This is a genomic window from Catonella sp. (assembly GCF_052173895.1).
Taxonomy (GTDB): domain Bacteria; phylum Bacillota; class Clostridia; order Lachnospirales; family Lachnospiraceae; genus Catonella.
In genome coordinates this window covers 1-14,517 of record NZ_JBQMXS010000043.1, presented here as the reverse complement: position 1 = coordinate 14,517, position 14,517 = coordinate 1, and the positions used below count along the sequence as shown (strand labels likewise).

The following is a 14,517-nucleotide window of genomic DNA, read 5'->3' as shown; positions in this document are numbered from 1 at the left end:
AGGACTGGCTGTAGTAGAGAAGGACGGCAAGAGAGGGTTTATCAATAAAAAAGGGCAAGAGGTAGTAAAGGTTGGAAAGTATGATGAAGTAGGAGATTTCAGAGAAGGACTGGCTGTAGTAGAGAAGGACGGCAAGAGAGGGTTTATCAATAAAAAAGGGGAAGAGGTAGTAAAGCCTAAGTATGATGAAGTAGGTGCTTTCAGTGAAGGACTGGCTGTGGTAAGTAAGGACGGTAAGCGTGGTTATGTCAATAAAAAAGGGCAAGAGGTAGTAAAGCCTAAGTATGGTTGGGTAGGTGATTTCAGTGAAGGACTGGCTTGGGTAGAGAAGGACGACAAGTATGGTTATATCAATAAAAAAGGCAAAGAGGTAATAAAGCCTAAGTATGATGATGCAAGTTCTTTCGACGAAGGAATCGCCCCTGTAAGAGAGGGAGATAACTGGTATATCATAGATAAAAAAGGGAAAGTTTTAAGAAAAATTTAAGCTTAGTGTATCATAAAAAGATGCGTTAAAGTAGGGCTTGCCGAGGCAGCCCTATTTTAATGCCGATTTTATGGGAGATAAAGGAAAAATTTATAAACATTGGCATTTAGGCTTGCAATTTATAAAAAGAAGTAACTATTCAGCCATTCCCCCAATAATGACTAGTGAGTTTGCGAGTTTATTCGCAAAACGAGCTAGTTATTATTAGGGGAAATGAGCCACATAGTGGCTCGCCCCTCCCATACGAGCGTGACACGAAGTGTCTGCGAGTATGGGAGGGAAGGCTGAATAGTTACAAAAAAAAGATAAAATAAAAATTCTTATTGATTTAATGGTATAAAATGATATAATTAAAATGTTGAACAAAAAAAATGATAATTTATTAACGATTTTAAATGAAACAAGAGGAGAAACTATTTAGTTATTTATAAGGATAGTGAATCGTTATATAATTTGAACAAAAAGTGGGGGTAGATTTGAAAATTAAAGATAATCGCATAATAACAATTACTACAATAGGTATTATTATTTTAATTTGGGCATTGATTACCTCTCTTCACCTTGTTGAATCTCTCATTGTGCCATCACCGAAAACCGTACTTTCGGCTTTTTTGGAGATTTTAAGGAAAGGCTATAAAAGACAATCTTTATTGTTTCACCTAGGCTCAAGTTTATATCGTTTGCTTGCGGCCTTTGTATTTGCTACGATATTTGCAGTACCCTTAGGTTTGTGGGCAGGTTTTAGTAAAAAGGCAAGGGCAGTTTTTGAACCGATTGTTGATTTTGTAAAACCACTTCCGCCTCTTGCGTACTACACTCTTTTGGTGCTTTGGTTAGGGATTGGAAATGAGTCTAAAATAGCTCTTTTGTTTGTTGCCTGTTTTACCCCAATTTTTATTGCGAGTGCAGCAGGAGTGACAAGACTTCCCGAAAGATTTTTAAATTGTGCTTATAGCTTGGGTGCTTCTCATGGACAGGCTTTTCGCAAGGTGGTTTTTCCGGCGGCACTTCCTGCTATTTTAGTAGGTATGAGAACTGCACTTGGAGTCGGATACACCACATTGATTTCTTCTGAAATGGTGGCTGCTACTTCAGGAATTGGTTGGATGGTACTGGACGCCAGTCGTATTATGCGTTCCGATGTTATTTTTGTTGGAATTTTTTTAATGGGCTTTACGGGGGTTCTTATGGATATGGGGCTTAGAAAATTAGAGAAAAAATTAGTGCCTTGGAATGGGAAGGAGTAGTTCTTTTTGAAACAGTTATTTTTAGGTTTGATGTGTTTGTGGTGTATTTTTTTTCTATCAGGCTGTATGGAAAAAAGAGTTTCTAACGGTTATCCTACAAAAATTGTAATTGGAACACAACAACTTCCAAATGATGAAATGTTAGCTATTGTAAAAGGGTATTTTGAAGAAGAATTTAAGCTGCCTGTGGAAATTTTGGAATTTCAAGCAGGGGATATTCGCAATGCCATGGTATCAAAAGATATTGATTTTGCAATGCTTGGAAGTTCTTCAGCTATCCTTGGTTTTGCAAATGGAATGAAGGTGGAATGTATTTGGATTCATGATATTATTTCTACCGCTGAGCAGCTTATTGTAAGAAAAGATTCCGGTATAAAAGAGCTGAAGGACTTGAAAGGAAAAAAACTTGCGGCACCGTTTACTTCGACTGCTCATTACAGTATTTTGAAAAGCCTTGAAGTGGCTGAGATAAAAGAAGAAAATGTGACACTTTTTGATATGCAGATGCCCGAAATTTATAGTTCCTTTATTCAAAAAGAAATAGATGGAGCTTATGTTTGGGAGCCTACACTTTCAAAAATGGTAAAAGATGGAGGTTATTCCGTTATTACAAGTGAAGATCTTGCAAAAAGAGGAATGATTACAGCAAATGTTGAAATTGTAAGAAAAGACTTTGCAAATCGTTATCCGGAGCTTGTAGTGAGTTATTTAAAAGCATTGAATCGGGCAAAGATAGATATAAAAAATAATCATGAAAATGTTGTAGAGGTTCTGTCGGATTATTTGGGACAGACGAAGGCAGAGGTTGATATTCAGGTGAAAGGCTCAATTCATCTTGATGCAAAAGAGTTGATTCAGAAAAAGTATCTTGGAAATAGCAGGGAAAGAGGAGATTTTACTGATACAGTAATTGATACTGCGCACTTTTTGTATGAACAACAGTCTTTAACAGATAAGCCTAATATAGAAAGGCTTGAAACCTTTATTGAGCCTAAGTATGCGGAGATGTTAGTGGAGGAAATAAATGGAAGAAAGTAAACTTTTAAAACTTGATAAGGTGAATATGGAATTTTCAGATGGAAAAGATACCCTTCAAGTTTTAAATGATATTAGTATAGAGGTAAATAAAGGAGAGTTTATTACGATTTTAGGACCTTCCGGTTGTGGGAAGAGTACACTGTTAAATTTGATTGCAGGCTTTGAAAAGCCACTTTCCGGGGAAGTGTTGTTTTTGGGAGAGAAAGTGGAAGGACCGGATTTTAACAGAGGTTTTGTATTTCAGGATCCGACTCTTTATCCATGGCTTACGATAAAAGATAACATCGCTTTTGGCTTGAAGATGAGGAATGTTGAGAAGGAAACAATTGAAAGACTCTGTTCGGATTTTATTAAGGAGGTTGGGCTTGACGGTTTTCTTAATCGCTATCCTCATGAATTATCCGGAGGCATGAAACAGAGAGCAGCTCTTGCAAGGGTTCTTGTGAATAAACCTATGATGATGCTTATGGATGAGCCGCTTGGAGCTCTTGATGCAGTCACAAGAAAGAGTATGAGAGAGCTGATTAAATCCCTATGGAAACATACGGGATGCACCATTATTATGGTGACACATGATATTGAAGAAGCACTGGAGCTTGCTACAAGACTGATTGTCTTAAAATCAAGACCAAGTTATATTGTAAAAGAATATACTGATTTTTCTAATGAGGAAAAAATTACGGAAGAGATTTGGCAATGGTTAAAGTAGAAAAGTTCGTGTTTTCAAAAAGAAACTCTAAAAAATTATATAGGGAGGTAATACTATGAAACAAGAGTTTATGAAAAGCAAGGTAGAGCCTGTTATAGGCTGGCTGCTTTTAGCGGTACTGCTTTTCGCATCGACACAAATGAAGGTGGGGAGCAGACTTTTAGTGGGTCTGGGCTTCGGTTATGTACTTATGAGGGCTTATACGGGATTTGCCGGTTCTGTAAATCGTGCTTTTCGTGGTGGTTCTACAAAGCTTATGAGGTCTATGGCACTTATGTTTTTCGTTTCTGCTGTTCTTTTTGTGGCACTGATGTATTTTAATGGAGATCCGGAAAGTTATAAGCTTTCTGTAAAGGCTATTAATCTAGGTCTTGTACTCGGAGCATTATTGTTCGGTTTTGGTATGGCACTTTGTTCTTGCTGTGCTTCCGGAGCTTTAACAGACCTTGCAAACGGAACTCCCAGAGCGATTGTCACTCTGATTTTCTTCTTTCCGGGTGTATATCTCGGTTTCCGTTTTCAGCATACTCAGAGTTGGATTAAGGATAGTTTATTCAGCTCAAGTTCTTATCAGGGAAAGGGTGTATTTCTTCCGGATTTATTCCCGGGCGATCCTTTAAATGGTTATATCGGAGGTCTTGTTCTTACAGGAATTTTCTCTTTGGCTCTTGTAGGATATGCTTTTTGGTATGAGAAGATGAAAAGAGCTAAAAATGAGTTTTCAGGTATCGGCATGGAAACAGTACAGGAAACTCCTTTTGAACTTGATACAAAAAATGGAAAATTCTTTAGCAAAGATACTTATTACTATATTTTTGCCAGACCTTGGACGTTAAATCAGGGAGCTATCGGTCTTGCTGTTATGGCTACTGTTGTACTTGGTGTAACGAAAAAGAGCTGGGGTGTAACTACCGCTTTTGGTATTTGGTTTGGCAATTTCCTGCAGTTATTCGGTGTTAGTTCCGAAACACTTGCAGAATTTGCACAGATGCCTCCTGATGATTATGCCAAGCCTTTCTTAGAGTATGGCGGTGGTATACAGAATATAGGTATTTTCATTGGTGCTGTTATGTACCTTCTTATGGCGGGCAGATTTGTGTTCGAGTTTAAGGATGGAATTGCAGATTTCAAGGTTAAAGATATCTGGCTCTTCGCTCTTGGTGGATTCATCATGGGATTTGGAACAAGACTTGGTAACGGCTGTAATGCAGGAGCTCTTTTTGCACCAATATCCAATATGTCACTTTCAGGTTGGATTTATTTAGTATTCCTGTTTGTAGGCGGTTTTATAGGGAATAGGTTCTTTGTGAAGTGTAAAGTAAAATAAAACTAATTATAAAATTAAAGGAGGATAATTTGTTATGGGCAAGAGGATTTTAATTGTTGGTGGTGTAGCAGGTGGAGCATCTGTAGCTGCAAGAGTTCGTAGGTTAGATGAAAGTGCGGACATTACAGTTTTTGAGAGAGGACCTCATGTATCTTTTAGTAACTGTGCACTTCCTTACTTTCTTTCTAGAAAGATTGCAAAGAGTGATAACCTCATTCTTATGAATCCTACACAGTTCAAGAAACAGTATAATATTGATACTCGTGTAGAAAATGAAGTTATTTCTATTGATAGGGCAAATAAGAAAGTTAAAGTAAAAAATCACGCAGATGGAACAGAGTATGAAGAGTCTTATGATGAACTTATACTTTCTCCGGGTGGAGAAGCCATCCTTCCTGCAAGTATCGAAGGCATCGGTAATGAAAATGTCTTTGTTGTAAAAAATGTAGTGGATATCAGAAAACTTGATGATTATATTCAGGCTCATGGAGCAAAGAATATTGCTGTAATCGGCGGCGGTTTTATCGGCGTAGAGGTAGCTGAGAACCTTGTAGAAGCCGGATTTAAAGTTTCTCTTGTAGAGGCTATGGATCAGATTATGGCTCCTTATGATAAAGAATTGGTACATATTCTTCATAAGGAAGTGATTGATCATGGAGTAAACCTTATTCTTAGCGATGGAATCAAGGCTATAAAAGAGAAAAATATCGTGCTTGTTTCCGGAAAAGAAGTGGAAGCGGATGTTGTAGTAATGGCAATCGGTGTGAAGCCTGAAACAGCTCTTGCAAAAGCAGCCGGTCTTGAGATTGGAGAGCAGGGCGGAATTTTAGTGGATAGTCATTATCAGACAAATGATCCTCATATTTATGCAGTGGGAGATGCGATTGAAGTAACCGATTTCTTCTCAGGAAAGCAGACAAGACTTCCTCTTGCTTGGCCTGCACAGATGCAAGCTAGAGCAGTTGCAGATCATCTTTATAGAATCCCTTCTGTTAATAGAGGCTTTATGGCAAGCTCTACTGTACGTATCTTTGATATGTATGCGGCAAGCACCGGTATGAATGAAAAGACTCTGAAAAAAGAGGGAATTCCTTACGATTATGTATATGTAATTCCACAGGATAAGGTAGGTATCATGCCGGAGTCCTATCCACTTTTCTTGAAAGTTCTTTTTGATAAGACAAGTGGAAAGATTCTTGGAGCACAGTCTGTAGGTAGACATAATCCGGAAAGACGTATCAATATTATTGCAACAGCAATTGCTTTTGGCGGAAAAGTTCAGGATCTTGCACACATTGAGTTCTGCTATGCACCTGTAATGGGAACGGCAAAAGATGCTGTAAATATGGCAGGTCTTGTAGGTAGTAATATCCTTAACGGAGTATTCAAACAGGTTCCTGTTACTAAGGTACGTGAGCTTGTGGAAACAAATGCAATGATTATTGATGTTCGTGAAGTGGGAGAATATGAGGCAAGTCATATTAAGACAGCGGTTAATATTCCACTTAGTGAAATTCGTGACAGACTTTCAGAAATTCCAAAGGATAAGCCTGTATACCTCCATTGCCGTTCTTCACAGAGAAGTTATAATGCAATTATGATGCTCCAGAATAACGGTTATGAAAATGTATATAATATCTCAGGTTCTTTCCTTGCACTTTCATATAATACTTACGGCGAAGTGACATTTGAAGGAAAAGAAAATATTCTTACAGGATATAACTTTAACTAAGTAAGAGGGAATGTGCTTTGTGCTGTTTCTAAAAATCTTAGGTAGAGGAATTAAATAAGTAATGTTAGGAAAAGTCTTGGCTTTTTTCGTTGTGAGCATCAGCTCATAAAACGGAAAGTTAAGGCTTTTCTTTTTAGTATTTGAGTAAGAAATAGTACAAGACAACGTATTAGAAGTATTCTTGCCGAAACTTTTATAAATATCACGCTTTTATCATATTGAAATAGGGACAAAAGGCAAGTATAATAATTATTAGAAAGCGATGAGGAGGTTTTGTATGCAGAAGGAAAGAGCAAGCAGTGCTAAGGCAAATATTTTGGTAGTTTTGGTAGGGATTGCTTTTATTTTGGTCTTTGTTATAATAAAATTTTCCGGAAGAGTAATACCGAATACTGAAGGAGCAATCGGTAATACAGCCTGTAATTTATATAACGGAGGACTGTTCTGTGCTGATGATAATAAGATATATTTTAGCAATTTAAAAGATAGAGGCTCGCTTTATTCTATGTCAAAAGATTTGAGTGACTTTGAATATATGCAGGAGGATACGGCAGGTTATATAAATAATACAACTAACTATGTTGTTTATTCACGCTTAAACTATACAAGAAATGATACAGTTAAAAGAGTATTACAGTTTTCTTATTCAGGCATTTACAGAGTGGCAAAAAAGGGAAGTCATGCTATAGGAGGAATTTATGCTTATGATGTAGGTGTTGTAGGACTTATAGGAAATAAAGTATATTATCAAAGGCATGAAAAAGATGGTAATATGAATCTTTACTGTACCGGTTTGGATGGTAAGGAAGATGAACTTTTGTTAGAAGAAAAGGTTGTGCCGGGTACACTTACCAGTAGTAAAATCTACTATGGAGGAGCAGAGGAAGACCATTATATATACTCGTTTGACCCTTTAACTAAGCAGAGAGTTGTTATCTATAAAGGAAATTGCTATCAGCCTGCACTCGTTGGTGGAAATATTTATTTTATTTCATTATCACAAAAACATAATATAGCTAAAGTTGATGAATATGGTCAGAATCCGACTATTTTGGTAAAAGAAAAATGTTCATTTTATAATGTTACTCCAGATGAACAGTATGTAGTATATCAGGTTGATGATGGTAAAAATAATAGGCTTGAAATGATGAATTTATCGACATTTGATAAAACTGTTATAAAAACAGGAGATTATAATAGTATAAATATAATTGGTGATAGGGTATTTTTTAGAGAGTTTACAACGGATGAAGTATATTATTTTTCGTTATCTTCACCAAGTCAGGTAGATACATTTAATCCTCCGGATCTTTCGAAGGATAAAAAATAAATCAGAAGGGATGTTTTGATGGAAAATAAGAATGAAGAAAAAGAGTTGGAAGTAAAAAAACAGATAAAAAAACTTAGACAGATAGCCCTTGCTATAGTTATTATCCCAATGATTCTCTTTCTTATAATATTTGTCTTTTTAATTAAATCTAAAGCGATGGCCTATGATTATGATGAACGATATGGTGTATTTATAGGCATAGGTAGAAAGGATATAAAAAAACTTAATGCTTATCAGACTGTAGTTATTGATGCAGAGCATTTTACAAAGGATGATATTACACGTCTTAAAAAAGCCGGCAAAACAGTATATACATATTTAAATATAGGTTCGCTTGAGGATTTTAGAACGTATTATAAAAAGTATAAGCACTTAGCTATTTCTAAGTATGATGGCTGGGAAGGTGAGGAATGGGTAAATGTTGCAGATAAGTCATGGCAGAAATTTATGTTAAAGCGTGCAAAAGACTTTAAGAAAAAAGGTGTGGACGGCTTTTTTGTAGATAATTCGGATGTGTATTATGAGTATCCGAAAGCAGGGATATATAAGGGACTTGTTAAGATTTTAACAGATATTAGAAAACTGAACACTAAGGTGATTATAAATGGTGGAGATGTATTTGTAAGCAAGTATTTAAAAGAGAATAAAACTCTTAAGAAGATAGCTGATGGAGTTAATCAGGAAGGAGTGTTTACTACACTTGTTGAAGATAAAAAGAAGGGTGAAGAAATAACCAAGTATTATCTAAAATATCTCAAAAAACTATCTAGAAAAGGAGTACAGATTTATCTGACTGAATACATAGTTGAGGATAATAAAGATGATAAATTAGAGTATAAGATAGCAGATTATTGCCAAAAGTATGGCTGGGATTATTATATTTCGTATAATTATAACCTTGATTAGAAATCACATTTAGTTCAAAAGTACTTCACAAAGTCAACACAAATTAAATTTATCATAATGGCATAACAAATAAAGCAGATGTTTTATAGGTTATGCCATTACTAATAATTGAAAATTATATATTTTAAGGAGGCATATTATGGATAATTATAATGGATTTAATGAAAACGAAAACAATCAGGAAACTAATAGTGGATATTATGGAAATTATCCATTAAATGATGGAAATTTGAATAATAGCCAGCCGAGTGAGAATGTTTCTAAGAGAAAAAAGAATAAATCAAATTCGCTTGCATTTGTACTGGCGGCAGCACTTCTTATAGGAGGCTCAGCAGGAGGCGGTGTTTATCTTGGGAATATGCTTTCGGTGAGGCAAGAAACCGGTAATCAGGTATTAAATAAGACAGAAATCGCAGTTGAAAAAGAAACAAAAAATACGGTTACACTTGCAACTACAGCGGATAGTAAGGGAGTTACAGCTACAACCTCGGATGTGTCAGGTGTTGTTGAAAATGTAATGCCATCTATCGTTTCTATCAATAATGTATATGACACTGTTACAACAGATATATTTGGACAGTCTTATAAGAACCAAACCGGAGGAAGTGGTTCAGGTATTATTATAGGGCAGAATGACGCAGAGGTACTTATAGTAAGTAATAATCATGTGACTGCGGCAAACAGTAATGCAAAGAATCAGAAAATAACTGTTACTTTTAACGATGAAACTACAGCAGAGGCTACGATTAAGGGTGCTGATTCAGGGTCAGACCTTTCGGTACTCTCTGTAAAAATGTCGGACATAAAGAAGGACACACTGTCAAAGATAAAGGTTGCCACAGTTGGAGATTCCTCCAAAATGAAGGTAGGGCAGATGGTAATTGCCATTGGCAATGCATTAGGTTATGGTCAGTCAACTACAGTGGGCTATGTGAGTGCACTTAATAGGGAAATTGCAGATGAAGATTTTACAATGAAACTTATACAGACAGATGCAGCTATTAATCCTGGTAACTCAGGAGGAGCATTATTAAATGCGAAAGGTGAGGTAATAGGCATTAATTCAGTAAAGTATGCTGATGAAAAAGTAGAGGGAATGGGATTTTCGATTCCAATTTCTACAGCTCTTCCAATTATAAATGACCTTATGAACAGAGAAGAGATTGCTGAAAATGAGCAGTCCTATCTTGGAATTATGGGTAGGGATGTAACTAAAAACTATAATCAGATTTATGGAATTCCAATTGGTGTATATATTACAGATACTACAAAGAACAGTCCGGCAGACAAGGCAGGGCTTAAGATGGGCAATATAATTACAGAATTTAATGGAATTACTGTTAAGACGATGACTGAACTTCAGGCAAAGCTTGCTACAGTTAAGGCAGGAACAGCAGTTAAGCTTACTATTATGCAGTATGATAACGGTCAGTATGTGAAAAAAGAAGTTCAGGTAGTTTTGGGAAATAGGTCTGAATTAAAAGACGGAAGTGACAATAGTAAAAATAATTATAAGAATGAAGAGAATAATGTTTCTGAAGAAGATAATAGGATTCCATTTGGAGGAAGAGAAGGAAATTCAGAAGAAAGTCCGTTTGGATTTTTCTTTAATAGGTAAGTTTTATAATTGTAGAAAATATTCAAATAATTTATATTGTTTAGATAAATTGTCGAACTTATAAAAATAGTGAAAAATAGCTTGACGAAACTTATTTGATATGGTATACTCTTCCTTGCAAGTGAGACATAACAAATTACTTGCAGGGAAGATATTAGCGCGAGTGGCTCAGTTGGTGGAGCACAACCTTGCCAAGGTTGGGGTCGCGGGTTCGAGTCCCGTCTCGCGCTCTGTTGTGTTGTTGTGGTCGTATGACTCCTAAGAGACTGCTTTTGCAGTCTCTTTTTTTGATTTAAAAGGGAATTGATTTCTGCTGGCATAAACTTTTTATTTAATTATTTTAGGAGATGGAAATGCTTAAGAAAAAATCAGTAAAACTGAGAATATTTGAGATTATTCAAATTGGTAGCAGAGAAGATTTATCTAGCAGGGCAGGAGATTTTATAATAGTTACCGCTATTTTGTTGAATCTTTTAGTGCTATTTTTAGGAACTTTTGAAGAATTGGCAAAGTATGGTAGAATTTTTAAGGCAATAGAAACAGTAACTATTATTTTATTTTGTATAGAGTATATCCTTAGAATATGGACGGCAGAATATATTTATGAAGGAATAGGGAAATGGAAGGCTAGATTAAAATTTCTTATATCGGCTGAGGGTATAATAGATTTACTAACTATACTTCCATTCTTTTTCTTATATGGATTTGCGGCTTTTAGGATGCTTAGGGTGGTAAGAATATTTCATTTGTTCAGACTTAATACCACATACGACTCTTTTAATGTAATAACTTCGGTATTACTTGAGAAGAAAAATCAGATACTGTCTTCGATATTTATTATAGTAGTACTTATGTTGGCCTCTTCCCTCTGTATTTATGGGGCGGAGCATGATACACAGCCGGAGGCGTTTAGAAATGCTTTTTCGGGTATATGGTGGAGTATGTCTACAATATTTACTGTTGGCTATGGCGACATTTATCCGATAACTACTGTAGGAAAGTTAATGGGAGTGGTAATCACTTTTCTTGGGGTTGGAGCAGTGGCAATCCCTACTGGTATTATTTCGGCAGGGTTTGTAGAAAATTATACGGAAATGCAGAGAAAGCGTTTGAGTGATGTTAAAAATAAGGCTCCTAATAGTATAACTGTAAAGAAAAAGAGTGAAGATATCGGAAAGTTTGTTAATGAAATAGAGAAAAAATATGGGGTTGATATAGTTGTGGTGCTAAGAGATGGGGTTATGGTGCTGGCTGAAGATGATATAAGGGCTAAGGCCGGAGATATTTTAGTCTATAGGGAGATTGTTTAATAAATAATTTTAGGATTGGAGAAATATATGAAAATATTAAAGACTCTTAGGATGGCAAGAAAACTTAAAAGAAACTTTCTTGTGCTGATTTCGATTTGTGGAATTATTTTTGCAGGAAGTAAGACTGAAGAGTTTAATCTGTTAAAATATTTTGATGATGCGAAAAACTACATAAAAACAGAGGACGGTAGTACTGAGATAAATGAAGTACCTCAGTATTCGGGAAAACCTTTTGTTAAAATTAATAACAATGTTCCGTCTTTTTCGGTTAAGGATGAAAAAAGAATAGAGGAATATAGTGAATTAGATAAATATGGAAGATGTGGAATAGCTTTTGCAAAAGTAGGTAAAGAGCTTATGCCTAATAAAAAAAGGGAATCCATAGGACAGGTAAGACCGAGTGGATGGCATACTGTTAAATATGAGGGGATAATAAAAGATCGGTATCTTTATAATAGATGTCACCTTATAGGTTATCAGCTTGCAGGGGAAAATGCGAATGAAAAAAATCTTATTACCGGAACGAGATATTTGAATGTAGACGGCATGTTGCCGTTTGAAAATGAGATAGCGGAGTATGTAAAATCTACCGGTAATCATGTTTTGTATAGGGTGAGTCCTATATTTAAGGGAAAAGAGCTTGTGGCAAGAGGAGTACAGATGGAGGCGAAATCTTTAGAAGATGGGGGAAAAGGAGTTTCTTTCAATGTATATTGCTATAATGTGCAGCCGGGAATTATAATTGATTATGAGGATGGTAGTAGTTATGTGGATGTTAAAATTAAAAAAAGCCCACAAATGAAAAAAAGTTCAAAAACTAAAAAGAATAAGAAAAAATAAAGTGGACTAAAGTTGTAAACATCGAAAGAAAGATTGAAAAATGATAAAATTAAACTATTATTACTCTTGAATAAAATCTAAATATGGTATAGAATATACAAGATATTGTATCTTTATAATAAAAATACAACAACAAATTGTAAATGAAGGGATGCTATAATGAAGATTATCAAGAGAAGTGGGCAGGAGAATACATTTGACGGCAATAAGATTACTATAGCAGTAAAGAAGGCTAATGATGAAGTCTTAGCTGAGGATTTAAGGCTTTCTGCTGAAGAAGTAATTCGGGTTACTGAGAATGTGACTAAGGTATGTCAAAGTATGAACAGGGCTTTAAGTGTTGAGGAGATTCAGGATCTTGTAGAAAATGAGCTTATGAAGACAGGAAAGACTCATGTTGCAAGGAAGTACATCACTTACAGATATAAAAGAGCCTTAGTCCGTCAAGCAAATACCACTGATGATCAGATTTTAAGTCTTATTGAATGTGACAATGAAGAGGTTAAACAGGAAAATTCTAATAAAAATCCTACTGTAAATAGTGTGCAGAGAGATTATATGGCCGGTGAGGTAAGTAAGGATATTACGAGGAGGTTTTTACTTCCACAGGATATAGTAAGGGCACATGAGGAGGGGCTGATACATTTTCATGACAGCGACTATTTTGCACAGCATATGTATAACTGCTGCCTTGTAAATCTTGAAGATATGCTCCAGAATGGTACTGTTATTTCTGAGACTTTGATTGAACGTCCTAAGAGCTTTTCTACAGCTTGCAATATAGCAACTCAGGCAATAGCTCAAATAGCCAGCAACCAGTATGGAGGGCAAAGCATTACTTTAAGCCATCTTGTACCTTTTGTAGATATAAGTAGGCAGAAGTATCGCAAAGAGGTAGTTAAGGAATTTGAGGCTGCAGGAATAGAGATTGATACAGATAAAGTAAATAAGGTAGCAGAGCTGAGGGTACGTGAAGAAGTACGGAGAGGTGTACAGGTAATCCAGTATCAGGTAATTACCCTTATGACTACAAATGGACAGGCACCTTTTATTACGGTGTTTATGTATTTGAAAGAGGCTTTAGAAGGCCAGACAAGAGATGACCTTGCACTTGTTATAGAGGAGATGCTAAAGCAACGTATGCAAGGCGTTAAGAATGAAAAGGGAGTATGGATTACTCCTGCATTTCCAAAGTTAATCTATGTACTAGAAGACGATAATGTAGATAAGGACAGTAAGTATTATTATCTTACAGAACTTGCTGCAAGATGTACGGCAAAACGCCTTGTACCTGATTATATTTCTGAAAAGATAATGCTAAGGGAGAAGGGAGATGTTTATCCTTGTATGGGTTGCCGTTCTTTCCTTACACCGGACAGATTTACAGATGCAGGGGTAGGAAATATAGCCGGTGCTAAGAATTTTGATGAAAATAAGCATAAATACTATGGAAGATTTAATCAGGGGGTAGTTACCATCAACCTTGTGGATGTTGCCTGCTCATCAAAGAAAAGTGAAGAAGAGTTTTGGAGAATACTTGATGAAAGGCTTGAACTTTGTCATAGGGCATTAAGAGCCAGACATGATAGACTTCTTGGTACACTCTCTGATTCAGCTCCAATCCTTTGGCAGAATGGAGCTATTGCAAGGCTTGCAAAGGGAGAAAAGGTAGACAGACTTCTTTATGACGGATACTCTACTATTTCCTTAGGGTATGCAGGTATTTATGAAATGACAAAATATATGACAGGGGTCAGCCATACAGAGCCTTTAGGTAGGGAATTTGCATTGAGAGTTATGGAGAAGTTAAACGAGGCTTGCAATAGATGGAAAAAGAAAGAAAATATTGATTATTCAGTATATGGTACACCTCTAGAATCGACTACTTATAAGTTTTCAAAATGTTTGCAGAAACGTTTTGGTATAATAGAAGGAGTAACTGATAGAAATTATATAACTAACAGTTATCATGT

Annotated in this window: 12 protein-coding genes and 1 tRNA gene; all 13 read left to right on the top strand. The window is 35.9% G+C overall.

The annotated features are described in order from the left end of the window. Positions 1 to 487: WG repeat-containing protein (locus ACTTG8_RS08265; RefSeq protein WP_442561652.1), on the top strand; the 487-nt coding region annotated here is incomplete at its 5' end. A gap of 476 nt (positions 488 to 963) precedes the next feature. Beyond that, positions 964 to 1,734 carry an ABC transporter permease gene (locus ACTTG8_RS08260; RefSeq protein ID WP_442561651.1) on the top strand — a complete coding sequence of 257 codons (771 nt, stop codon included), beginning with the start codon at positions 964 to 966 and terminating at the stop codon, positions 1,732 to 1,734. A gap of 66 nt (positions 1,735 to 1,800) precedes the next feature. Then, complete coding sequence (locus ACTTG8_RS08255) at positions 1,801 to 2,772, top strand: taurine ABC transporter substrate-binding protein (RefSeq protein WP_442561650.1); 972 nt, start codon at positions 1,801 to 1,803, stop codon at positions 2,770 to 2,772. Next, positions 2,759 to 3,481, top strand: coding sequence for an ABC transporter ATP-binding protein (locus ACTTG8_RS08250; RefSeq protein WP_442561649.1), 723 nt, complete (start codon positions 2,759 to 2,761; stop codon positions 3,479 to 3,481). Before ACTTG8_RS08255 ends, ACTTG8_RS08250 begins: the two co-directional genes overlap by 14 nt. A gap of 55 nt (positions 3,482 to 3,536) precedes the next feature. Then, a complete protein-coding gene (locus ACTTG8_RS08245; RefSeq protein ID WP_442561648.1) occupies positions 3,537 to 4,808 on the top strand; it encodes a YeeE/YedE family protein in 1,272 nt (423 codons plus the stop codon). Between the two features lie 34 nt (positions 4,809 to 4,842). Beyond that, complete coding sequence (locus tag ACTTG8_RS08240; RefSeq protein WP_442561647.1) at positions 4,843 to 6,540, top strand: FAD-dependent oxidoreductase; 1,698 nt, start codon at positions 4,843 to 4,845, stop codon at positions 6,538 to 6,540. A 277-nt stretch (positions 6,541 to 6,817) separates the two neighbouring features. Next, positions 6,818 to 7,870, top strand: coding sequence for a DUF5050 domain-containing protein (locus ACTTG8_RS08235; protein ID WP_442561646.1), 1,053 nt, complete (start codon positions 6,818 to 6,820; stop codon positions 7,868 to 7,870). Positions 7,871 to 7,888: 18 nt separating this feature from the next. Then, on the top strand, positions 7,889 to 8,776 hold the full coding sequence (locus ACTTG8_RS08230; protein ID WP_442561645.1) for an endo alpha-1,4 polygalactosaminidase: 888 nt from the start codon (positions 7,889 to 7,891) through the stop codon (positions 8,774 to 8,776). Between the two features lie 139 nt (positions 8,777 to 8,915). Continuing rightward, positions 8,916 to 10,394 (top strand): S1C family serine protease, encoded by a 1,479-nt coding sequence (locus ACTTG8_RS08225; protein ID WP_442561644.1) that lies wholly within the window; start codon positions 8,916 to 8,918, stop codon positions 10,392 to 10,394. A gap of 157 nt (positions 10,395 to 10,551) precedes the next feature. Beyond that, positions 10,552 to 10,624: transfer RNA gene (locus ACTTG8_RS08220), tRNA-Gly, on the top strand. A 123-nt stretch (positions 10,625 to 10,747) separates the two neighbouring features. Next, positions 10,748 to 11,704 (top strand): ion transporter, encoded by a 957-nt coding sequence (locus ACTTG8_RS08215; protein ID WP_442561643.1) that lies wholly within the window; start codon positions 10,748 to 10,750, stop codon positions 11,702 to 11,704. Positions 11,705 to 11,731: 27 nt separating this feature from the next. After that, complete coding sequence (locus ACTTG8_RS08210; RefSeq protein WP_442561642.1) at positions 11,732 to 12,544, top strand: DNA/RNA non-specific endonuclease; 813 nt, start codon at positions 11,732 to 11,734, stop codon at positions 12,542 to 12,544. 159 nt (positions 12,545 to 12,703) lie between these two features. Continuing rightward, positions 12,704 to 14,517, top strand: a 1,814-nt coding sequence (gene nrdD / locus ACTTG8_RS08205; RefSeq protein WP_442561641.1) for an anaerobic ribonucleoside-triphosphate reductase, incomplete at its 3' end; no start/stop codon positions are given.

Bases quoted from the DNA above. Each gene is read 5' to 3' on its own strand.
- ACTTG8_RS08255 (WP_442561650.1), top strand. From the start codon at position 1,801: ATGGAAAAAAGAGTTTCTAACGGTTATCCTACAAAAATTGTAATTGGA.
- ACTTG8_RS08250 (WP_442561649.1), top strand. From the start codon at position 2,759: ATGGAAGAAAGTAAACTTTTAAAACTTGATAAGGTGAATATGGAATTT.
- ACTTG8_RS08245 (WP_442561648.1), top strand. From the start codon at position 3,537: ATGAAACAAGAGTTTATGAAAAGCAAGGTAGAGCCTGTTATAGGCTGG.
- ACTTG8_RS08240 (WP_442561647.1), top strand. From the start codon at position 4,843: ATGGGCAAGAGGATTTTAATTGTTGGTGGTGTAGCAGGTGGAGCATCT.
- ACTTG8_RS08235 (WP_442561646.1), top strand. From the start codon at position 6,818: ATGCAGAAGGAAAGAGCAAGCAGTGCTAAGGCAAATATTTTGGTAGTT.
- ACTTG8_RS08230 (WP_442561645.1), top strand. From the start codon at position 7,889: ATGGAAAATAAGAATGAAGAAAAAGAGTTGGAAGTAAAAAAACAGATA.
- ACTTG8_RS08225 (WP_442561644.1), top strand. From the start codon at position 8,916: ATGGATAATTATAATGGATTTAATGAAAACGAAAACAATCAGGAAACT.
- ACTTG8_RS08215 (WP_442561643.1), top strand. From the start codon at position 10,748: ATGCTTAAGAAAAAATCAGTAAAACTGAGAATATTTGAGATTATTCAA.
- ACTTG8_RS08210 (WP_442561642.1), top strand. From the start codon at position 11,732: ATGAAAATATTAAAGACTCTTAGGATGGCAAGAAAACTTAAAAGAAAC.